The 22,433-nt window shown below is 71.3% G+C and carries 16 protein-coding genes and 1 pseudogene; 5 read left to right on the forward strand and 12 right to left on the reverse strand.

The genetic code is table 11. From position 1 onward, the window contains the following. Positions 1-46: 46 nt before the first annotated feature. Together EV562_RS15850 and pta are read right to left on the reverse strand one after the other, a co-directional pair. Positions 47-1,267, reverse strand: coding sequence for an acetate kinase (locus tag EV562_RS15850; protein WP_133887429.1), 1,221 nt, complete (start codon positions 1,265-1,267; stop codon positions 47-49). Next, the gene (pta, locus tag EV562_RS15855; protein WP_133887430.1) at positions 1,264-3,357 is read right to left on the reverse strand and encodes a phosphate acetyltransferase; all 2,094 of its coding nucleotides are present in this window, start codon (positions 3,355-3,357) and stop codon (positions 1,264-1,266) included. Before pta ends, EV562_RS15850 begins: the two co-directional genes overlap by 4 nt. Positions 3,358-3,575: 218 nt before the next feature. Between pta and EV562_RS15860 the strand changes: the two genes are divergently transcribed. Next, positions 3,576-4,601 (forward strand): ATP-dependent 6-phosphofructokinase, encoded by a 1,026-nt coding sequence (locus EV562_RS15860; RefSeq protein WP_030187401.1) that lies wholly within the window; start codon positions 3,576-3,578, stop codon positions 4,599-4,601. Positions 4,602-4,638: 37 nt separating this feature from the next. Here the strand turns inward: EV562_RS15860 and EV562_RS15865 are convergent, their stop codons facing one another. The 6 genes from EV562_RS15865 to EV562_RS15890 form a co-directional block, all read right to left on the reverse strand. Beyond that, a complete protein-coding gene (locus tag EV562_RS15865) occupies positions 4,639-5,352 on the reverse strand; it encodes a helix-turn-helix transcriptional regulator (protein ID WP_133887431.1) in 714 nt (237 codons plus the stop codon). A 104-nt stretch (positions 5,353-5,456) separates the two neighbouring features. After that, positions 5,457-6,338: a carbohydrate ABC transporter permease gene (locus EV562_RS15870; RefSeq protein WP_133887432.1), complete on the reverse strand. Its 882-nt coding sequence runs from the start codon at positions 6,336-6,338 to the stop codon at positions 5,457-5,459. A 1-nt stretch (position 6,339) separates the two neighbouring features. Then, on the reverse strand, positions 6,340-7,284 hold the full coding sequence (locus EV562_RS15875) for a sugar ABC transporter permease (RefSeq protein ID WP_133887433.1): 945 nt from the start codon (positions 7,282-7,284) through the stop codon (positions 6,340-6,342). Beyond that, positions 7,281-8,657 carry an extracellular solute-binding protein gene (locus tag EV562_RS15880; protein ID WP_208298359.1) on the reverse strand — a complete coding sequence of 459 codons (1,377 nt, stop codon included), beginning with the start codon at positions 8,655-8,657 and terminating at the stop codon, positions 7,281-7,283. The genes EV562_RS15875 and EV562_RS15880 overlap by 4 nt, the downstream gene beginning before the upstream one ends. Before the next feature lie 243 nt (positions 8,658-8,900). Continuing rightward, entirely contained in the window at positions 8,901-9,593 is a 693-nt protein-coding gene (locus EV562_RS15885) for a response regulator (RefSeq protein WP_133887435.1), read from the reverse strand. Further along, positions 9,590-11,260: a sensor histidine kinase gene (locus tag EV562_RS15890; RefSeq protein ID WP_133887436.1), complete on the reverse strand. Its 1,671-nt coding sequence runs from the start codon at positions 11,258-11,260 to the stop codon at positions 9,590-9,592. Before EV562_RS15890 ends, EV562_RS15885 begins: the two co-directional genes overlap by 4 nt. Before the next feature lie 154 nt (positions 11,261-11,414). Here EV562_RS15890 and EV562_RS15895 point away from each other — a divergent pair, with 154 nt between their 5' ends. From EV562_RS15895 to EV562_RS15910, 4 genes are all read left to right on the forward strand, one after another. Then, the gene (locus EV562_RS15895; RefSeq protein WP_133887437.1) at positions 11,415-12,806 is read left to right on the forward strand and encodes a cation:dicarboxylase symporter family transporter; all 1,392 of its coding nucleotides are present in this window, start codon (positions 11,415-11,417) and stop codon (positions 12,804-12,806) included. 178 nt (positions 12,807-12,984) lie between these two features. Then, entirely contained in the window at positions 12,985-13,383 is a 399-nt protein-coding gene (locus EV562_RS15900; protein WP_133887438.1) for a MerR family transcriptional regulator, read from the forward strand. Between the two features lie 11 nt (positions 13,384-13,394). After that, on the forward strand, positions 13,395-13,709 hold the full coding sequence (locus tag EV562_RS15905; protein ID WP_133887485.1) for a thioredoxin: 315 nt from the start codon (positions 13,395-13,397) through the stop codon (positions 13,707-13,709). Positions 13,710-13,865: 156 nt separating this feature from the next. After that, a complete protein-coding gene (locus tag EV562_RS15910; protein ID WP_133887439.1) occupies positions 13,866-16,133 on the forward strand; it encodes an AAA family ATPase in 2,268 nt (755 codons plus the stop codon). Positions 16,134-16,136: 3 nt separating this feature from the next. On the opposite strand, the gene glgB is transcribed toward EV562_RS15910, so the two are convergent. The 4 genes and pseudogenes from glgB to EV562_RS15930 all read right to left on the reverse strand — a co-directional run. Continuing rightward, a complete protein-coding gene (gene glgB, locus EV562_RS15915; RefSeq protein WP_166661812.1) occupies positions 16,137-18,683 on the reverse strand; it encodes a 1,4-alpha-glucan branching enzyme in 2,547 nt (848 codons plus the stop codon). 40 nt (positions 18,684-18,723) lie between these two features. Then, positions 18,724-20,118: a phosphotransferase gene (locus EV562_RS15920; protein WP_133887440.1), complete on the reverse strand. Its 1,395-nt coding sequence runs from the start codon at positions 20,116-20,118 to the stop codon at positions 18,724-18,726. Between the two features lie 96 nt (positions 20,119-20,214). Then, positions 20,215-21,915 (reverse strand): maltose alpha-D-glucosyltransferase, encoded by a 1,701-nt coding sequence (gene treS, locus EV562_RS15925; RefSeq protein ID WP_133887441.1) that lies wholly within the window; start codon positions 21,913-21,915, stop codon positions 20,215-20,217. Next, positions 21,912-22,433, reverse strand: a pseudogene (locus EV562_RS15930) (DUF3459 domain-containing protein); the annotation flags it as partial. The gene treS and the pseudogene EV562_RS15930, both read right to left, overlap by 4 nt.

Here is a 22,433-nt window from a genome sequence, read left to right on the forward strand (position 1 = left end):
GCGGAATATTCCGTCTGGCGGAAAATACAAAAGGGCGGGATGCCGCTCAGGTGAGATCGGGATTCTCTGAATCAATTACCAGTGCGTAACTCTGCGCGGCGATCTCCATTTCCTCGTCCGTGGGCACCACCGCCACCGCCACCCGCGCGTCCGCGGGCGAGATCAGCCGGGCCGCGTCGCCGCGTACGGCGTTCAGCCCGCCGTCGACGGCCAGGCCGAGCCCTTCCAGTCCCGCCACGGCCGCCTCGCGCACCGGCGCCGAGTTCTCCCCGACCCCGGCCGTGAACGCCACGGCGTCCACCCGCCCGAGAACGGCGTAATAGGCGCCGATGTACTTCTTGAGCCGGTGAATGTAGATGTCGAAGGCCAGCCGCGCCCGCTCGTCACCGGAGTCGACACGGCGGCGGATCTCCCGCATGTCGTTGTCGCCGCACAGTCCGATCAGACCGCTCCTCTTGTTGAGGAGAGTGTCGATCTCGTCGGCGGACATTTCACCAACGCGCATCAAATGGAAGATGACGGCCGGGTCCATGTCTCCCGAGCGCGTACCCATCACGAGTCCCTCCAAAGGCGTCAGCCCCATGGAGGTGTCCACGCACCGGCCGCCCCGCACCGCCGAGGCGGACGCCCCGTTGCCCAGGTGCAGCACGATCACGTTGACGTCCTCGGGCGCCCGGCCCAGCAGCCGGGCGGTCTCGCGGGAGACGTACGCGTGCGAGGTGCCGTGGAAGCCGTAGCGCCGGATGCGGTGCGCGTCGGCGGTCTCGACGTCGATCGCGTAGCGGGCCGCGGACTCCGGCATCGTCGTGTGGAAGGCGGTGTCGAACACGGCGACCTGCGGCAGGTCCGGGCGCAGCGCCTGCGCGGTGCGGATGCCGGTGAGGTTGGCCGGGTTGTGCAGCGGGGCGACCGGGATGAGCCGCTCGATCTCGGCGAGCACGGTGTCGTCGATCACCGTCGGCTCGGTGAAGTGCTTCCCGCCGTGCACCACCCGGTGACCGATGGCGGCCAGCTCGGCGGAGTCCAGGCCGAGGCCGTCCTTGGCCAGCTCGGCCGCCACGGCCTTCAGCGCCGCCTCGTGATCGGGCACGGCCCCGTCCCACTCGCGGCTCTCGCCGCCGGCCGGGGTGTGCTTCAGACGCGAGGACGCCTCGCCGATCCGTTCGACGAGGCCCACGGCGAGGCGTTCCCCGTCGCGCATGTCGATCAGCTGGTACTTCACCGACGAGGAGCCGGAGTTCAGGACGAGGACACGGGTGCCGCTCACAGGTCGGACGCCTTTTCGCTGGGGGACTGCTGGGCCTGGATCGCCGTGATGGCGACGGTGTTGACGATGTCCTGCACGAGCGCGCCCCGGGACAGGTCGTTGACCGGCTTGCGCAGACCCTGGAGCACCGGGCCCACCGCGATGGCACCCGCCGAGCGCTGCACCGCCTTGTAGGTGTTGTTGCCGGTGTTCAGGTCGGGGAAGATCAGCACGCTGGCCTGCCCGGCGACCGCCGAGCCGGGCAGCTTGGTGGCGGCCACCGACGGTTCGACCGCCGCGTCGTACTGGATCGGCCCCTCGATGCTGAGGTCCGGGCGGCGCGAGCGGACCAGCTCGGTCGCCTCGCGCACCTTGTCGACGTCCGCGCCGGTGCCGGAGGTGCCGGTCGAGTACGACAGCATCGCGATCCGCGGCTCCACGCCGAAGCGCGCCGCCGTCGCCGCCGACTGGGTCGCGATGTCGGCGAGCTGCTCCGCGTCCGGGTCCGGGTTGACCGCGCAGTCGCCGTAGACCAGCACCTTGTCGGCCAGGCACATGAAGAAGACCGAGGAGACGATGGCCGCGTCCGGCTTGGTCTTGATGATCTCGAAGGCGGGCCGGATGGTCGCCGCCGTGGAGTGCACGGACCCCGAGACCATGCCGTCGGCGAACCCCTCCTGCACCATCAGCGTGCCGAAGTAGTTCACGTCGCTGACCACGTCGTACGCCAGTTCCACGGTCACGCCCTTGTGGGCGCGCAGGGCGGCGTACTTCTCCGCGAAGGTGTCGCGCAGCTCGCTCGCCGCCGGATCGATCAGCTCGGCGCCGGCGAGGTCGATGCCCAGGTCGGCGGCCTTCTTGCGGATCTGCTCGGCCGGGCCCAGCAGTGTCAGCTCGCACACGCCGCGGCGCAGCAGCACCTCCGCGGCGTGCAGCACCCGCTCCTCGGTGCCCTCCGGCAGGACCACCCGGCGCAGGTCGGAGCGGGCCTGTTCGAGGAGCTTGTGCTCGAACATCATCGGCGTGACACGGTCGCTGCTGGGCGCCGAGACGCGCCGGTTCAGCTCGGCGGTGTCCACGTACCGCTCGAAGAGGCCGAGGGCCGTCTCCGCCTTGCGCGGGGTGGCCGCGCCCAGCTTGCCCTCCAGGGAGAACAGGCGCTCGGCGGTGGGGAAGCTGTTGCCGGTCACCGAGAGCACCGGCGTGCCGGGGGCCAGCCGGTCGGCGAGCTTGAGGATGCCCTCGCCCGGCACCTCGTCCAGGGTCAGCAGCACACCCGCTATCGGCGGGGTCCCGGCGCTGTGCGCGGCCAGCGTGCCGATCACCAGGTCGGCACGGTCGCCGGGCGTGATGACCAGGCAGCCCGGGGTCAGCGCGGCCAGCAGGTTGGGGAGCATGGCCCCGCCGAAGACGAAGTCCAGCGCGTCACGGGCCAGCCCGGAGTCGTCGCCGAGGACGATCTCGGCGCCCAGGGCGTGCGCGATCTGCGAGACCGTCGGCGCGGACAGGGCGGGCTCGTCCGGCACCACCCAGCACGGCACCGGCAGCCGGTGCGCGAGCCGCTCGGCGATCTCGTCCCGGTCCTCGCGCGCGACCCGGTTGGTCACCATGGCGAGGACGTCGCAGCCCAGGCCGTCGTAGGCGCGGAAGGCGTTGTGCGTCTCGGCCAGCACCGACTCGGCACTCTGCCTGCGGCCCCCGACCACGGGCAGGACCGACGCACCGAACTCGTTGGCCAGCCGCGCGTTCAGCGACAGCTCGTCCGGGAACTGGGTGTCGGCGTAGTCGGTGCCGAGGACGAGGACGACGTCGTAGTCCCGCGCCACCAGGTGGAACTTGTCGACCAGCGCGGAGACCAGCTCGTCCACGCCCTGCTCGGCCTGGAGCAGGGAGGCCTCCTGGTAGTCCATGCCGTAGAGCGTCGCCGGGTCCTGCGAGAGCCGGTAGCGGGCGCGCAGCAGCTCGAAGAGCCGGTCGGGCCCGTCGTGGACCAGAGGACGGAAGACGCCGACCCGGTCGACCTGCCGGGTCAGGAGCTCCATCACCCCCAGCTCGACGACCTGGCGGCCGTCGCCGCGGTCGATACCGGTCACGTACACGCTGCGCGTCACGCGTGCTCTCCGTTTCGTTCGGTCCGTCGTGCTGAGCGTTTGTCGGGGTGGGCGTTTGCCGCGGTGGGCGTTTTGTCGGGGGGTGCGGGACCCTCTTGACAGTACCTCCGGCCGCGGATAAGGCGCCCGTCAACGTCTGCCGTCGTCCATCGCCGTCCGGGCCGTGGAACAATTGGAGCGGCTCACCGGTGTCAACAGCGAGCAGGAGACACAGCACGATGCGTATCGGAGTTCTCACCGCAGGCGGCGACTGCCCCGGCCTGAACGCAGTGATCCGGTCGGTCGTGCACCGAGCGGTCGACAACTACGGCGACGAGGTCATCGGCTTCGAGGACGGCTACGCCGGGCTGCTGGACGGCCGTTACCGCACCCTCGATCTCAACGCGGTCAGCGGCATCCTCGCCCGCGGCGGCACCATCCTCGGCTCCTCCCGCCTGGAGCGCGACCGGCTCCGCGAGGCCTGCGAGAACGCCGGCGACATGATCCAGAACTTCGGCATCGACGCCCTGATCCCGATCGGCGGCGAGGGCACCCTCACGGCCGCCCGGATGCTGTCCGACGCGGGGCTCCCGGTCGTCGGTGTGCCGAAGACCATCGACAACGACATCTCCTCCACCGACCGCACCTTCGGTTTCGACACCGCCGTCGGCGTGGCCACGGAGGCGATGGACCGCCTCAAGACCACCGCCGAGTCCCACCAGCGCGTGATGGTCGTCGAGGTCATGGGCCGGCACGCCGGCTGGATCGCCCTGGAGTCCGGCATGGCCGCCGGCGCCCACGGCATCTGCCTGCCCGAGCGGCCCTTCGACCCCGCCGACCTGGTCAAGATGGTCGAGGAGCGCTTCGCGCGCGGCAAGAAGTTCGCCGTCGTCTGCGTCGCCGAGGGCGCCCACCCGGCGGAGGGCTCCATGGACTACGGCAAGGGCGCCATCGACAAGTTCGGTCACGAGCGCTTCCAGGGCATCGGCACCGCGCTCGCCTTCGAGCTGGAGCGCAGGCTCGGCAAGGAGGCCAAGCCGGTCATCCTGGGCCACGTCCAGCGCGGCGGCGTGCCCACCGCGTACGACAGGGTGCTCGCCACCCGCTTCGGCTGGCACGCGGTGGAGGCCGCGCACCGGGGCGACTTCGGCCGGATGACGGCGCTGCGCGGCACGGACGTCGTGATGGTGCCGCTGGCGGAGGCCGTCACCGAGCTGAAGACGGTGCCGAAGGACCGGATGGACGAGGCGGAGTCGGTCTTCTAGACACGGGCCGCCTTCCCGGCCGCCCGCCCGACACCCCCTAGGGATGCTTCTCGACCGCCGTCCAGAAGTGGTCCACGATCCGGTCCAGGAAGTCCCGGCCCCGGGCGCTGGAGTCGGCCGAGCCGCCGCCCCAGCTGAGGGTGGCGGTCATCCGTCCCTGGTAGTCCTGGTGCAGCACCTGGAGGACGTTCTCCAGGACCCGCCGGTCCAGCGGCGCCAGCTTGGCGATCGGGCGGACACACCCCTGCCAGCGTGTGGTCACCGCGCTCGTCAGCAGTTCGGCCAGCTTCTCCTCGCGTCCGGTGACGGTCACGAAGTCGGGCAGCGTGAGACCGAGCACCTCGGCGAGCTGGGCCGACTGCCGGTCGGTGCCGCGCCAGTCGTCCGTCTCCTCCATCCGCTGATAGGCGGGGAGCCCGAGCCCGACCGCGCGCGCCACGTCCTCCGGCGCCAGACCGCGGGCGACGCGGTGCTCGCGCAGGGACTGCGGACGCCCGATCAGCTCGCCCGGCGAGCACCACAGCACCCCCGCGAGGGCGGTCAGCTCCGGGCCCTCGGGGGAGGACGCCCCCCGCTCCCAGGCGATGACGAGGTCGGGGGTGACGTACGGCAGGCCGTACGAGACCCGTATGCCGTGGGCGACGTGCTCGGGCCTCATGTTGAGGGCGGCACGCAGCCGGCGGGCGGCGAGGGCGTTGAACGGAGGACCCGACTGGCTCGGGCCGGATGAGGGTCGGCGCACGCGCCACACCGTAGGGGTCCGGGGCCACGCTGACTACGGGCTGTTCGGCCAGCGATACGGATTGTAGGAACGTACGGGCGCGTCCCGCCTCCCACGCGCCCCGCCCGGGGCTCTCACCCCTTGACCGCCCCGCCGAGCGCGAACCCGCCGCCCAGCCGCCTGGAGATCAGCACGTACAGCAGCACGACCGGCGTCGAGTAGACGATCGAGAACGCCGCCAGCTGCCCGTACGCCACCATGCCCCGGTTGCCGAAGAAGTCGTTGATGCTGACCGAGGCGGGCATCTGGTCCGGGGAGAGCAGCAGCATGAAGGGGACGAAGAAGTTCCCCCACATCATCACGAACGAGAACACCGTCACCACCGCGACCCCGGGCCCCATCAGCGGCAGCACGATCCGCAGCAGCGACTGGAACGACGACGCCCCGTCCGTCCACGCCGCCTCCTCCAGTTCCCTGGGCACGCCGTCCATGAAGTTCTTCATCAGCCAGATGGCGAAGGGCAGCTGCGAGGCGGCGAAGAAGAAGATCGTCCCCTGCATGGTGTCGATCATGTTCACCCGGACGAACAGGGCGTACACCGGCACCATGATCGCGGTGATCGGGAGGCTGGTCGCGAAGAGGATCGTGAGCAGGAACGGCCGGTTGAGCCGCGAGCGGAAACGGGAGAGCGGGTACGCCGCGAGCGCCGCGCACGCCACCGTCAGCAGGGTCGCCCCGCCGCACAGGATCAGGCTGTTGAGCAGCGGGGTGAAGGTGATCTCGGAGGTGAGGACCGCGTCGAAGTTCTCCAGCGTCACCCCGTCGGGGACCTTGACCCTGAGGCCGGCGTGCGGGTCCAGGGCGGACAGCACCACCCAGGCCAGCGGCAGCACGAAGGCCGCCGCCACCACCAGCAGCCCGGCGTCGGCGGCCGTCCGGCGCCGGTTGCGCCGGGCGGCGGGGGCCGTACGGCGGGCTGTCCGGGACGCCGGGCGGGATGTGAGCGTGTCCGTCATCTCAGACCTCCGTCCGCAGCAGGCGCAGGTACACGACCGAGAACAGCGAGCCGATCAGCAACAGCAGCAGCGCCACCGCCGTGCCGTACCCGATCAGGCTGTTCTGGAAGGCCTGCTCGTACATGAACAGCGGCAGCGTCTGGCTCCTGCCGCTCGGTCCGCCCCGCGTCATCACCCAGATCAGCCCGAAGACCGACAGGGTCTGCAGCGTGTTGAGCATGAGGTTGGTGCCGATGGAGCGCCGGATCATCGGCAGCGTGATGTGCCACATCCGGCGCCAGCCGCTCGCGCCGTCCACCTCGGCGGCCTCGGTGACCTCCTTGGGGATCTCGTTCAGCGCGGCCGAGTACACCAGCATCGAGAACGCCGTGCCCCGCCACACGTTGGCGAAGGACACCGCCAGGATCGGCAGTGTGAACAGCCAGTTCTGCGCGGGCAGATGGAGCCAGTCCAGGATGGCGTTGAGGGTGCCCTCGCGCCGGAAGAACGCGTAGAGCAGGAAGCCCGCCACCACCTCCGGCAGCACCCAGGCCGTGACAACGATGCCACCGGTGAGCGTGCGGACCGGCTTCGAGGCCCGCCGCATCAGGGAGGCGAGCGCGAGCCCCAGGGTGTTCTGCCCGATCAGCGAGGACAGCACGGTGAACACCAGCGTCAGCCATACCGCGTTGAGGAACGCCTCGTCCCGGAAGGCGCGGGTGAAGTTGTCGAAGCCGACGAAGGACTCCTCGGCCTGCCCGGTGAGCTGGAGGTCGGTGAAGGCGATGACCACGCAGTAGACGATCGGGCCGGCCAGGAAGAGCAGCAGCAGGACGACGGCGGGGGAGAGCGGGAGGGCGCGGAGGAGGGAGCGGCGGACGGTGCCGGACCGCCCGCCGGGGGCGGCCGGGGAGGCGGGAATTTTGCGGACCTCCGGTCCCGTGTGCCCCGGCGCGGTCGCCGTCACTTGCTCACCACCTGGTTGTCGGTGGCCTCCTTGAGCGCCTCGTCGTAGTCGCGCGCCGCCTCCTCGACCGACTTGTCGCCGGTCGTCACGCCCTCCATCGCCTCCTGGACGGCGACGGACACCTTCGGATACGCCGGGTAGGCCGGCCGGTAGTGCGTGTCGGCGACGAGGTCGGTGAAGAACTTGATGCCGGGCTGGGCCGCGACGTAGGCGGGGTCCTGCGCCACGTCCTCACGGACCGCGATGCCGGAGTTGGCGATGTACCACTTCTGGGCGTTGGCCTTGGTCTGCATCGTCTTGACGAACTCGAAGGCCAGGTCGGGGTTGCCTGCCTTCGCCGGGATCGACCAGGTCCACCCGCCGGACATGCTCACCCGGCCGGGCGCCTGCCCGTGCTGCGTGGGCATGGCGGCGAGCCCCAGCTCCTTCGACCACTCGGGCCACTCGTGCCCGCTGCCCTCCAGCCAGTCCTGCGGCAGCCAGGAACCGTCGAGCGCTATCCCGAGCTTGCCCTGCGGCAGCAGCTCGCCGCGTACCTTCGTGCCGAAGTTGGGGTCGAGCGCGTCGGAGACCTCCGGACCGAGCTTCTCCTTGTACACCGTCTCGACGAAGCGGAGGGAGTCCTCGAACCCCTGCCCCGCCGTGATCCACTTCTTGGCGTCCTTGTCGTACAGCGGGTCCGCACCGCCGTCCCCGGTCCCGTACAGCAGCATCTCGAAGCCCTGCATGGTGGCGGCCTCGCCGGCGGGCTTGCCGGTGTAGACGTTGAGCGGCGTGACACCCGGCACCTTCTCCTTGATGGCGCGGGCGGCGTCGAGGACCTCGTCCCAGCTTTTGGGCTGCCAGTCGGCGGGCAGCCCGGCCTCGGCGAACACGTCCTTGCTGAACCACAGTCCGCGCGTGTCCGTGCCGTCCGGCACACCGTACGTCTTGCCGTCCTCGCCCTGGGCGGCCGCCTTCGCCGTGTCGATGAACCGGTCCCAGTCCTTCCAGTCGGCCAGGTAGTCGTCGAGCGGCTTCAAGTACCCGCTGGTGATGTCGGAGTTGATGAGGAACGTGTCCTCGTAGACCAGGTCGGGGGCGGTCTTGGGGGAGCGGAGCATCTGCTGGAGCTTGGTGTAGTACTCCGCGTCCGGCGCCTTGATCGGCACCAGCTCGACCTTCTTGCCCGGGTTGGCCTTCTCGAACTGCTTCTTGACGTCGCCGAGATAGGTGTCCATCACCTTGATGGAGTTGTCCGTCGACTGCTTGAAGGAGACCTTCACCGTGTCCGGATCACTGCCGGATCCGCTCCCGCAGGCGGCGAGTGAGGTGGCGGCGAGCGCGGTGAGGGTGAACAGGGCGGTGAACCGGACGGTGGGACGCACGGGCATGACCTCCTACGGGCACACGACACTGTGGCCTGGACGGCTGCGTGGCGAACGTAAGAGGAGTGGTCTAGTCAGGTCAATGCCCCTGCGAGTGGTGATTCGGGGGAGCCCGGGGACGGGTGACCAGCACTCCCGCACCGTCAGGTTCGACGACCGGGAGGAGGGAACCGCATGCCGGAACGGGCCGTCACCGTCGGGCAGTTGCTGCTCGCCGAGTTCGGGGGCGCGAAGGGCGAGCCCGCGCGCTCACCGCCCCCGCACCCACCGGTACACCAACTCCGGCCGCCCCACCTGCCCGTACTGCGGGCTGCGTCCCGCCCGGCCCGCGTCCACCAGGTGTTCCAGGTAGCGCCGGGCCGTGATGCGGGAGATGCCCACCGCCTCCGCCACCCCGGCCGCGGTGAGGCCCTCGGCCGCGTCGCGCAGCGTGCTCGTGACCCGTTCCAGGGTCGGGCCGCTGAGGCCCTTGGGCAGGGCCGCGGGGCCGGGGGCGCGCAGGGTGGCCAGGGCGCGGTCCACCTCGTCCTGGCCGCTCGCCTCCCCGGCGGCGCCCCGGAACTCCGCGTAGCGCACCAGCCGGTCGCGCAGGGTGGCGAAGGTGAACGGCTTCAGCACGTACTGCACGACGCCCAGCGACACCCCCTCCCGTACCACCGTCAGGTCCCGCGCCGACGTCACCGCTATCACGTCGGTGTGATGCCCCGCCGCCCGCAGCGAGCGGGCCAGCTGCAGGCCGTGCCCGTCCGGCAGGTGCAGGTCGAGCAGGAGCAGGTCCACCGGCGTACGGTCCAGCAGACGCCGCGCCTCCGCGGCCGTGTGCGCCTTGCCGACCGCGACGAAGCCCGGCACCCGCCCGACGTACATCACGTGCGCGTCGGCGGCGACCGGGTCGTCCTCGACGACCAGGACCCGGATGGGCTGCGGGCCGGCGGTGCTCACACCGCACCCCCGGCGCCCGGTCTGCCCGCCGCGGAGACCGGCGCCGTCCCGCCGCCCCCGCCGTCGCCCAGCGGCAGCCGGGCCTCGAAGCGGGCGCCGCCGCCCTCCGCCTCCGTCACGGTCAGGGCGCCGCCGTGCCGCCGCACCGCCTGCCGGACCAGGGCCAGGCCCAGACCGCGGCCGCCCTCACCGGCCGGCTTGGTCGAGTAGCCCCGCTGGAAGACCAGGTCGGCTCGGGCGGGATCGACCCCGGTGCCGGTGTCCGACACCCGCAGCACCAGCACGGAGCCGTCGGCCCCGGAATCCTCCGTGTACGCCGCCACCGTCACCCGGGACGGCACCGCGCCCTGGGCCGCGTCCACCGCGTTGTCCACCAGGTTGCCCAGGATCGTCACCAGATCCCGGGCGGGCAGCGACGGCGGCAGCAGTCCGTCGTCCAGTCGGCTGTCCTGCGACACCACCAGCTCCACTCCCCGCTCGTTGGCCTGCGCCGTCTTGCCCAGCAGCAGGGCCGCCAGCACCGGCTCGCTCACCGCCGCCACCACCTGGTCGGTGAGCGCCTGCGCCAGCTCCAGCTCCGCCGTCGCGAACTCCACGGCCTCCTCCGCCCGCCCCAGCTCGATCAGCGAGACGACCGTGTGCAGCCGGTTCGCCGCCTCGTGCGCCTGCGAGCGCAGCGCCTGCGTGAAACCGCGCTCCGAGTCCAGCTCGCCCGTCAGCGACTGCAGCTCCGTCACGTCCCGCAGCGTCACCACCGTGCCCCGGCGCTCACCGCCGGAGACCGGCGAGGTGTTGACCACCAGCACCCGCTCCGCCGCCAGGTGCACCTCGTCCACCCGCGGCTCCGACGCCAGCAGCGCCCCCGTCAGCCGCGAGGGCAGCCCCAGCTCCGCGACCGAGGCACCGACCACGTCACCGTGCACGCCGAGCAGCTCCCGTCCGCCGTCGTTGATCAGCGCGACGCGGTACTGCCCGTCCAGCATCAGCAGCCCCTCCCGCACCGCGTGCAGCGCCGCCTGATGGTAGTCGTGCATCCGGCTCAACTGGTCCGCGTTCATGCCGTGCGTGTGCCGGCGCAGCCGCGCGTTGATCACGTACGTCCCGACCGCGCCGAGCAGCAGCGCCCCGGCCGCCACCCCCGTCAGCGCCGTGAGCTGCTCCTGCGCCCGCTTGCTGATCTCCTCGACCTTGATCCCGGCACTGACCAGACCGACGATCCGGCCGTCGTCCACGATCGGTGTGACCGCCCGGACCGAGGGGCCGAGGGTGCCCGTGTAGGTCTCGGTGAAGGTCTGACCCCGCTGCGCGCGCTCGATGTGGCCCTGGAAGGGATGGCCGATCTGCTCCGGGTCGGGGTGGGTCCAGCGGATGCCCTCGGGACTCATGATCGTCACGAAGTCCACGTCGGTGTCCCGCATCACCCGCACCGCGTACGGCTGGAGGCGCACCGTCGGGTCCTGGGTGCGGACCGCCTCCGCCACGGACGGCGAGTCGGCGATCGCCAGCGCCACCGACCTGGCCTGACGCCCGGCGGCGTCCTGCGCCTGCCCCTGGTCGCTGAGGTAGGTGAACACCGCGTACCCGACCACGACGACCGCTATCAGTACGGCCTGCATGGCGAAGAGCTGCCCGGCCAGACTGCGGGGCCGGGGGATGCGGAGGTGCATGCCGCCAGTCTCCCTCGTGGCTGGATTGTGAACTAAATGAACGCAAGGGTGACCGCGCTCACACGCCGGGAGATAGTCACCCAGTCCCCGAACCACACCCCCGGACGTGAGCCGCACGCCGGTGATGCCGACGACGTCGTCAAGGAGGGCCGCCGTGACCAGCAAAGCCGCTACGGCACCTGCCGCACCCCCAGCCAAGCGCGACCGCACGCACTACCTCTACATCGCCGTGATCATCGCGGTCGCCCTCGGTATCGCGGTCGGTCTGATCGCCCCGGACTTCGCGACCGAGCTGAAGCCGCTCGGCACCGGCTTCGTGAACCTGATCAAGATGATGATCTCGCCGATCATCTTCTGCACGATCGTGCTGGGCATCGGCTCCGTCCGCAAGGCCGCCAAGGTGGGCGCCGTCGGCGGCATCGCCCTGGTCTACTTCTTCGTGATGTCGCTGGTGGCGCTCGCCATCGGCCTGATCGTCGGCAACATCCTCGACCCGGGCACGGGCCTCGCGGTCACCGACGCCGTCAAGGAGACCGGCCAGGCGCAGGTCGACGCCGAGGCCAAGGGCACCACCGAGTTCCTGCTGGGCATCATCCCGACCACGATCGTCTCGGCGTTCACCGCGGGCGAGGTCCTGCAGACCCTGCTGATCGCCCTGCTCTGCGGCTTCGCGCTGCAGGCCATGGGCGGCGCCGGCCAGCCCGTGCTGCGCGGCATCGAGCACATCCAGCGGCTGGTCTTCCGCGTCCTGGCGATGATCATGTGGGCCGCCCCGATCGGCGCCTTCGGTGCCATCGCCGCCGTCACCGGCTCGGCGGGCGTCGACGCCCTCAAGAGCCTGGCCGTGCTGATGCTCGGCTTCTACGTGACCTGTGCCCTCTTCCTCTTCCTGGTCCTCGGCACGGTGCTGCGCGTCGTCTCCGGGGTCAACGTCTTCTCGCTCTTCAAGTACCTGGGCCGCGAGTTCCTGCTGATCCTGTCCACCTCCTCCTCGGAGTCGGCGCTGCCGCGCCTCATCGCGAAGATGGAGCACCTGGGCGTCAGCAAGCCGGTGGTCGGCATCACCGTCCCGACCGGCTACTCGTTCAACCTCGACGGCACCATGATCTACATGACCATGGCCTCGCTGTTCATCTCCGACGCCATGGGCACGCCGATGTCCATCGGTGAGCAGATCCCGCTGCTGCTCTTCCTGCTGGTGGCCTCCAAGGGCGCCGCCGGTGTCTCCGGCGCCGGGCTCGCCACGCTGGCCGGCGGCCTGCAGTCGCACAAGCCCGCCCTGGTGGACGGCATCGGTCTGATCGTCGGCATCGACCGCTTCATGAGCGAGGCCCGCGCGCTGACCAACTTCGGCGGCAACGCGGTGGCCACCGTGCTGATCGGCACCTGGACCAAGGAGATCGACAGGGACCGGGTGAACGAGGTGCTCGCCGGCCGGGTCCCGTTCGACGAGAAGACCCTCCTGGACGACGGCCACGGCGCCGTCGACGACGGCACCCCCGACCTGCCCGAGCAGGGCGGCGAGAAGGAGCTGGCGAAGGCCTGACGGGTCCTGCGGCGCCCCGGCGCCCGCACACCCCGGGCGGCCGAGGTGCTCCCCCCGTTGCTCGGCCGCCCGGTCCCCCCACCAAGAAGCCCCGCGTCCCCCGGCGCGGGGCTTCGGGGTTCCGCCGCCCGCCCGGCCGCTTGCCTTGACGTCCGGGTCAAGGCTTACGTTCGTCCGCATGCGAATCGGCGAGCTGGCCGCACGGGCCGGGACCACCACGCGGACGCTGCGGTACTACGAGTCGCGGGGGCTGCTGCCCGCACGGCGGGGCGACAACGGATACCGGACCTACGACGAGGAGGACCTGAGACTGCTGCGGCAGATCAGGACCCTCCAGGACTTCGGGTTCGACCTGGAGGAGACCCGCCCCTTCGTGGAGTGCCTGCGCGCCGGGCATCCCGAGGGCGACTCCTGCCCCGCGTCCCTGGTGGTCTACCGGCGCAAGCTGGCGGAGCTGGACACGCTGATCGAGCAGCTCACGTCGGTACGCGCGCAGGTCGCCGCACAGCTGACGCGGGCCGAGGCGGCGGTTCCGGGGGGTCCGGAGCCCAAGTGCGAACTGGGAGGACACGCATGACGAGCAACGGGGTGCCCGAGGTGACGGACGCGGACTTCGCGGCGGAGGTGATCGGGTCGGACCTGCCCGTGCTGGTGGAGTTCACCGCCGACTGGTGCCCGCCGTGCCGGCAGATGGCGCCGGTGCTCAGCGCCCTGGCCGAGGAGGAGGGCGACCGGCTGCGGGTCGTGCAGCTGAACGTCGACCGGAACCCGGCGACCACGAACGCGTACAAGGTGCTGTCGATGCCGACGTTCCTGGTGTTCCGCGGGGGCGAGCCGGTGAAGTCGATGGTCGGCTCCCGGCCCAAGCGGCGGCTCCTGGAGGAACTGGCCGACGTCGTCTGACCGGCCCGGAACCGGGCCGGGCCGGGCATCGGCCTGGCCCGTCCGGCGCACAAGAAATCCCCCGAGCAATTGCGCTCGGGGGATTTCTCTGCGTATATTTGTTGATTCGCGACTTCAGAAGAATGCAATCGCGAAGAAGTTCAGTAGGCACAGTATATGCGGCCGGGAGTGGAATTGTCAAACACCGAATTTCCGGACGATGAATTGCTGCACGAGCAGGAATTCATCGACGGACTGTACGCGCGCGTGGACGCGCTGCGCGGCGACGCCGAGGTCTCCGTCACCGAGGCGCTCGCGCAGGGCAACACCCCCCAGCAGGCACGCCTGGAGCGGGACATCCTGGTCGCCGAGCGCTCCGGGCTGCTCGCCGCGCTCAACGCGGTGGACGGCTCCCTCTGCTTCGGACGGATCGACCTCACCTCCGGGGACGCCCACCACATCGGCCGCATCGGACTGCGCGCCGACGACGCCGAACGCACGCCCCTCCTCGTCGACTGGCGGGCCGGTGTCGCCCGCCCCTTCTACCTGGCCACCGGCCACACCCCGATGGGACTGCGCCGCCGCCGGCACATCACCAGCGAGGGCCGCACCGTCACCGCGCTGCACGACGAGATCCTCGACCTCGGCGACGAGACCCGCACCGGCCACGAGGACCCGTCCGGCGACGCCGTACTGCTGGCCGCGCTGAACTCCGCGCGTACCGGCCGCATGGGCGACATCGTGCAGACCATCCAGGCCGACCAGGACCGCATCATCCGCGCCCCGCACCGCGGCGTGCTGGTCGTCGAGGGCGGCCCCGGCACCGGCAAGACCGCCGTCGCCCTGCACCGCGCCGCCTACCTGCTCTACGAGCACCGCGAACTGCTCGCCAAGCGCGCCGTCCTCATCGTCGGCCCCAACCCGGCCTTCCTCGGCTACATCGGCGAGGTGCTGCCCTCGCTGGGCGAGACCGGCGTGCTCCTCGCCACCGTCGGCGAGCTGTTCCCCGGCGTGAAGGCCACCGCGGCGGACACCCCCGAGGCGGCGGCCGTGAAGGGCCGGGCCGACATGGCCGACGTGCTCGCCGAGGTGGTCCGCGACCGGCAGGCGCTGCCCGACCCGGTGATCACGATCGAGCACGACCGTGACGTCCTCATGCTCGACGACGACCTGGTCAACGTCGCCCGCGAGCGCACCCGGGGCGCGAAGCTGCCGCACAACGCGGCCCGCGAGCACTTCGAGGGCCACATCCTCAACACCCTCACCGACATGGTCGCCGAGCGCATCGGCACCGACCCCTACGACGGCAGCAACCTCCTCGACCCCAGCGACATCACCCAGATCCGCGACGAACTCGCCGAGAACCCCGAGGTCTGGTCCGCCATCGACCGGCTGTGGCCCCGGCTCACCCCGCAGCGCCTGGTCGCCGACTTCCTCGCCGCCCCCGAGGCGTTCCTCCCCGCCGAGGACGCCGCCGCCGTCCGCCGCCCGGTCACCCGGCGCTGGACCGTCGCCGACGTGCCGCTGCTGGACGAGGCCGCCGAACTGCTCGGCGTGGACGACCGGGTGGCCCGCTCCCGGGCCGAGCGCGAGCGCGAGGAGCAGATCGCCTACGCGCAGGGCGTGCTGGACGTGTCGTACGCGTCCCGGACCTACGAGTTCGAGGACAAGGACGAGGACGACGCCGAGGTTTTGTCCGCGCACGACATCATCGACGCCGAGCGCTTCGCCGAGCGCCAGGAGGAGGACGACCACCGCAGTGCCGCCGAACGCGCCGCGGCGGACCGCACCTGGGCCTTCGGGCACATCATCGTGGACGAGGCGCAGGAGCTGTCCCCGATGGCCTGGCGGCTGCTGATGCGGCGCTGCCCGACCCGCTCGATGACCCTGGTCGGCGACCCGGCGCAGACCGCGGAGGCGGCCGGTGTCGGCTCCTGGTCGAAGATCCTCGCCCCGTACGTCGAGGACCGCTGGGAGCACACCCGGCTCGGGGTCAACTACCGCACCCCGGCCGAGGTCATGGACCTGGCGGCCGCCGTCGTCCGCGCCGGCGACCCGGAGTTCACACCGCCGAGTTCGGTGCGCTCCACGGGCGTACGCCCCTGGGTCCGCGCCACCGGCGACCTTCCCGCGGCCGTCGCCGAGGCCGTCCGGGAGCTGACCCCCCAGGAGGGGCGCCTCGCCGTCATCGCACCGCGGGAGCTGCACCGCTCCCTGGCGGCCCGGCTCGACGGCGTGACGGCGGACGCCGAGCCGGACCTGACGCACCGGACGGTCCTCCTCGACCCCCGCCAGTCCAAGGGCCTGGAGTTCGACTCCGTCCTGGTCGTCGAGCCCGGCCGCTACGGCACCAGCGACCTGTACGTGGCCCTCACCCGCGCCACCCAGCACCTCGGCGTCCTGCACAGCGAGCCGCTGCCGGAGGGTCTCGCGGACGCCGGGTGACGGTCAGGCCGGGCGCAGCCACACCGTCGCCAGGGGCGGCAGGGTCAGCCGGATGCTCGCCGGACGGCCGTGCCACCCCTGCGGCTCCGGCTTGACCGGGTCCGGGTTCACCACGTCGCCACCGCCGTACCGGGCGGCGTCGGTGTTCAGCACCTCGTGCCAGGCCGGGACGTCGTCGGGGACGCCGAGACGGTAGTCGGAGCGGACCACCGGGGCGAAGTGGGAGACCGCGAGCAACGGGGTGCCGTCGGCGTCCAGCCGCAGGAACGCCACTACGTCGTCCTCGGCTGCGTCGCCGACCACCCACGCGAACCCGGAGGGGTGGGTGTCGCGCCGCCACAGCGCGGGCGTGTCCCGGTAGACCGTGTTCAGGTCCCGCACCAGGTCGCGCACGCCCCGGTGGTCCGCCGACGCGCCGTACTCCGGGTCGAGCAGCCACCAGTCGGGACCGTGCGCCTCCGACCACTCGGCGCCCTGCGCGAACTCCTGCCCCATGAAGAGCAGCTGCTTGCCGGGGTGGGCCCACATGTAGCCCAGGTACGCCCGCTCGTTGGCACGCTGCTGCCACCAGTCACCGGGCATCTTCGACACCAGCGACTTCTTGCCGTGCACCACCTCGTCGTGCGATATCGGCAGCACGTAGTTCTCGCTGTACGCGTACACCATGGAGAAGGTCAGCTCGCCGTGGTGGTACGTGCGGTGCACCGGCTCGTGGCTCATGTACGCGAGCGAGTCGTGCATCCAGCCCATGTTCCACTTCAGCCCGAACCCGAGCCCGCCGAAGCCGCTCGGCCCCTTGTGGTGCGTGGCCCGCGTGACCCCGTCCCACGCCGTCGACTCCTCGGCCACGGTCACGACGCCCGGCACCCGCCGGTAGACCGTCGCGTTCATCTCCTGGAGGAACGCCACCGCGTCCAGGTTCTCCCGGCCTCCGTGCTCGTTGGGCGTCCACTGGCCCGGCTCGCGCGAGTAGTCCAGGTAGAGCATCGAGGCGACCGCGTCCACGCGCAGCCCGTCGATGTGGAACTCCTCGCACCAGTACACGGCGTTGGCGACCAGGAAGTTGCGCACCTCCCGGCGGCCGAAGTCGAACTCCAGCGTCCCCCAGTCCGGATGGGCGGCCCGCAGCGGATCGGAGTGCTCGTACAGCGGCCGCCCGTCGAACTCGGCGAGGGCCCAGTCGTCGCGCGGGAAGTGCGCCGGAACCCAGTCCATGAGGACGCCGATGCCGGCCTGGTGCAGCCGGTCGACCAGGTACTTGAAGTCGTCGGGGTCGCCCAGACGCGCGGTCGGGGCGTAGAAACCGGTGACCTGGTAGCCCCACGAGCCGCCGAAGGGGTGCTCGGCGACCGGCATCAGCTCGACATGGGTGAAGCCCAGGTCGGCTACGTACGCCGGGAGTTGCTCCGCCAGCTCGCGGTAGGTCAGGCCGGGGCGCCAGGACGGCAGGTGGACCTCGTACACGGACATCGGCGCCTCGTGCGCGGGCGCGTCCGCGCGGCGGGCCAGCCACTCCCCGTCGCCCCAGGTGTAGTCCGAGGCGTGCACGACGGAGGAGGTGGCCGGCGGCACCTCCGTACGCCGGGCCAGCGGGTCGGCGCGGAAGGTGCGCGAACCGTCGGGGCGGGTGATCTCGTACTTGTACAGCTCGCCGGCGCCGATGCCGGGCAGGAACAGCTCCCACACGCCGGTCGAGCCGAGGGAGCGCATCGGATGAGCGGTGCCGTCCCAGAAGTTGAAACCGCCGGCCACCCGGACCCCGCGGGCGTTGGGCGCCCACACCGCGAACCGGGTGCCCGCCACCCCGTCCTGGGTCGTGGGATGCGCGCCGAGCGCCCGCCACAGCTCCTCGTGCCGGCCCTCGCCGATCAGGTGCAGGTCCAGCTCGCCCAGGGTGGGCAGGAAGCGGTACGGGTCCTCGGCCTCCAGGACCGTCTCCTCGTACGCCACCAGGAGGCGGTGGACCGGGACCTCGTCGAGCGGCACGAGAGCGGAGAAGAAGCCGTCCCCGTCGTCGTGCAGTTCGAGCCGCAGCCCCGTGGACAGCACGGTCACCGCCCGGGCGTGCGGCCGGAACACCCGGAACGCGACTCCGCCGGGCACCCGGTGGGCACCGAGCACCGCGTGGGGGTCGTGGTGCGTGCCGGCGAGCAGCCGCTCCCGGTCGCCGGCGCCCAGTGCGGGGGAGACGGCCACCTCGGCCACCTCGGCCACCTCGGCCACCTCGGCCACCTCGGCCGCCGCAGGGGCCTCGGCCCCGGCCGGCGGGGAGGGCACGGCGGCCTTCCGGGGGGCCTTCCCGGGGGCCTTCCGGGCCTCGGCCGCCTTGCCGGCGGAGATCGTCTCGGCCTCGGCCGTCGCCTTGGCCCGGGCCGTCTTCTTGGCCTCGGCTGTCTTCCCCACAGCCGTCTTCTCGGCTTCGGTCGTCTTCTTCCCGGGCGTCTTCTTCGCTCCGGTCGTCTTCTTCCCGGCTGTCTTCTTGGCCTGGGCCGTCTTCTTCCCGGTCGTCTTCTTCGGATCGGGGCCGCTGGACGGGGGGCGGGGGGTCACGGGCGGGGCCTCCTGGGCGAAGTGGGAGGGAGCTGGGGCGTCATGCCGGTTCGGGTGCGGACAGGCGGCGCACCGCGGCCAGCGGTACCGGGAGCCAGTCGGGACGGTGCCGGGCCTCGTACAGCACCTCGTAGACCGCCTTGTCCGTCTCGTAGGCGCGCAGCAGTACCGGATCGGTGCGCGGATCGTGGCCGCCCGCCTCCGCGTACCCGGTGCAGTACGCGGCCCGGCAGGAATCGGCCCAGCCCGGCACGCGCACCCCGGCCGAGTGCGCGGCGTAGTCGAAGGAGCGCAGCATCCCCGCGACGTCCCGCACCGCAGGCTGCGGCAGGCGGCGCTCGGCCAGCGGTTTCGCCGGCTCCCCCTCGAAGTCGATCAGCGACCACTGCCCGCCGGGCGAGCGCAGGCACTGGCCGAGATGCAGGTCGCCGTGGACGCGCTGCGCCGTCCAGGCACGGCCCTCGGCGGCCAGGTCCGCCAGCGCGGTGAACGCCGTCCGCAGCGCGGGCGCGTACGGCCGCAGCAGGGGCACGGCCGCCGCGGCCTCCTCCAGGCGTCCGATCATGCCGTCGGCGAGCTGCCGCGCCTGGGCGTGGCCGAGGGTGACCGTCGGCAGCGCGCGGGCCAGTGCCGTGTGCACCTCGGCGGTGGCCCGCCCGAGCGCCCGCGCCTCGGCGGCGAAGTCCTCGCCCTTGGCCAGCTCGCGCAGCGCCAGCTCCCAGCCGTCGGTCGCGCCCTGGAGGTAGGGCTGGAGCACGCCCAGCACCCAGGACCGGTCGGCCAGGTCCGCCAGCATCCATCCCGCGGGCGCCGGTACCCGGGGGCAGCCCTCGCGGGCCAGGGCCAGCGGCAGCTCCAGATCGGGGTTGACGCCGGGCACGATGCGGCGCAGCAGCTTGAGAATAAACGTATCTCCGTACACGACCGAGGAGTTGGACTGCTCGGCGGTCATCAGCCTCGGTACCAGCCCCGTGCGTATCTCCTGGTCCGGTGCCCGCTCGAAGCGCAGTCCCCCGACCCGGGCGCCGGTGCGCAGCGCCTCGAGCAGCACCTCGGCGGAGCGGGGGTCGTGCAGGGCGTCGTACGCAGTGCGTCCGGCCTCCGGGCCCTCGGTCACATGGCCGATCAGCGCGGGTGCGAGCCGGGGCGGCAGCGCCTCGCGCGTGCCGACCAGGAGCTGGTAGCAGTCGCCGGGGTCCTCGGCCGCTCCCCCTGCCGGTGCGTGCTGCTGATGGGCGCGCACCAGGACGTGGTGCAGGCCGAGGCGGGAGTCCGCGGGGAGCAGTTCGGTGGCGGCGACCAGCGAGAAACCGGTGACCGGGCGGCCCTTGCCGGCGAACCAGCGCTGCCGCGGCAGCCACTCCCGCAGGAGTGGGTCGAGTGACGCAAGAAGGCCCCGGGGGCTCGTATCGGTGCGTATGACGGCTTCCGACATGGCGTCGCGTCCTTTCCCCGGATCGTCGGGGTGGTTACTGATGCGTGCCCCGGGCGGGGCGGTGGAAACCGGCCCACCCGGGGACGGGGCCGGTGTCTAGACGGGTTCCCCGCGAAGCCGGAACCAGTAGAAGCCGTGACCGCCCAGTGTCAGCAGGTACGGCAGGTCGCCGACGGCAGGGAAGCGGACCCCGCCGAACAGCTCGACCGGATGGCGTCCGCCGAAGGCGCTGAGGTCGAGTTCCGTGGGCTGCGCGAACCGGGAGAAGTTGTGGACGCACAGCACCAGGTCGTCCCCGTACTCCCGCAGGAAGGCCAGCACCGCCGGGTTCGACGACGGCAGCTCGGTGTACGTGCCCAGGCCGAAGGCGGGGTTCTGCTTGCGGATCTCGATCATGCGCCGGGTCCAGTGCAGCAGGGACGAGGGCGAGGCCATGGACGCCTCGACGTTCGTCACCTGGAAGCCGTAGACCGGGTCCATGATCGTGGGCAGGAACAGGCGCCCCGGGTCGGACGACGAGAAGCCGGCGTTGCGGTCGGGCGTCCACTGCATGGGGGTGCGCACGGCGTCGCGGTCGCCGAGCCAGATGTTGTCGCCCATGCCGATCTCGTCGCCGTAGTAGAGGATCGGCGAGCCGGGCAGGGACAGCAGCAGGGCGGTGAACAGCTCGATCTGGTTGCGGTCGTTGTCGAGGAGCGGGGCCAGGCGCCGGCGGATGCCGATGTTGGCCCGCATGCGCGGGTCCTTGGCGTACTCCGCGTACATGTAGTCGCGTTCCTCGTCGGTGACCATCTCCAGGGTCAGCTCGTCGTGGTTGCGCAGGAAGATGCCCCACTGGCAGCCGGACGGGATGGCCGGGGTCTTGGCGAGGATCTCGGAGACCGGGTAGCGCGACTCCCTTCTGACCGCCATGAAGATGCGGGGCATGACCGGGAAGTGGAAGGCCATGTGGCACTCGTCGCCGCCGGCCGCGTAGTCGCCGAAGTAGTCGACGACGTCCTCCGGCCACTGGTTGGCCTCCGCCAGCACGACCGTGTCCGGATACTGCGCGTCGATCTCCTTGCGCACCCGCTTCAGGAAGTCGTGGGTGCGCGGCAGGTTCTCGCAGTTGGTGCCCTCCTCCTGGTAGAGGTACGGCACCGCGTCCAGACGGAACCCGTCGATGCCCAGGTCCAGCCAGAACTTCAGCGCGGAGATCATCTCCTCCTGCACGGCCGGGTTCTCGTAGTTGAGGTCCGGCTGGTGGGAGAAGAAGCGGTGCCAGAAGTACTGCTTGCGCACCGGGTCGTAGGTCCAGTTGGACGCCTCGGTGTCGACGAAGATGATCCGCGCGTCCTGGAACTGCTTGTCGTCGTCGGCCCAGACGTAGTAGTCGCCGTAGGGGCCGTCCGGGTTCTTGCGGGACTCCTGGAACCACGGGTGCTGGTCGCTGGTGTGGTTCATGACGAAGTCGATGATCACGCGCATGCCGCGCTGGTGGGCGGCGTCCACGAACTCCACGAAGTCGGCGAGGTCGCCGAACTCGGGCAGGACGGCGGTGTAGTCGGAGACGTCGTAGCCGCCGTCGCGCAGCGGCGACTTGAAGAAGGGCGGGAGCCACAGGCAGTCCACACCCAGCCATTGCAGGTAGTCCAGTTTGGCGGTCAGGCCCTTGAGGTCGCCGACGCCGTCGCCGTTGCTGTCCTGGAAGGAGCGGACGAGGACCTCGTAGAAGACGGCTCTCTTGAACCAGTCCGGGTCCCGGTCCTTGGCGGGGGTGTCCTCGAAGGTGTCCGGCACGGGCTCGTTGACGATCATGTGGTGGGTGACCCTCCGATCTGCGGGTGGGACGGTCGCAGAACCGTGCAGACGTGCGCGGGCGAACGGCCCGGCTCCAGGCGCACATAGTTGGCCCTGCCCCAGTGGTAGGTCTCGCCGGTCAGCTCGTCGCGGACCGGCACCGACTCGTGCCAGTCCAGGCCGAGTTGCGGCATGTCCAACGAGACCGTCGCCTCCTGGGTGTGGCGGGGGTCGAGGTTCACGACCACCAGAACCGTGTTCGACCCCTGCCGCTTCGAGTAGGCGATCACCTCCTCCTTGTCCGTGGTGTGGAAGTGCAGATCGCGCAGTTGGCGCAGAGCCGGGTTCTCGCGCCGGATGGTGTTGAGGCGGGTGACGAGGGGGGCGATGGTGGTGCCCTCGCGGGCGGCGGTGGCCCAGTCGCGGGGTTTGAGCTGGTATTTCTCCGAGTCGAGGTATTCCTCGCTGCCCTCGCGCAGCGGGGTGTTCTCGCACAGTTCGTAGCCGCTGTAGATGCCCCAGGTGGGGGAGAGGGT

The sequence above is a fragment of the Streptomyces sp. BK208 genome, assembly GCF_004364245.1.
Lineage (GTDB): Bacteria > Actinomycetota > Actinomycetes > Streptomycetales > Streptomycetaceae > Streptomyces.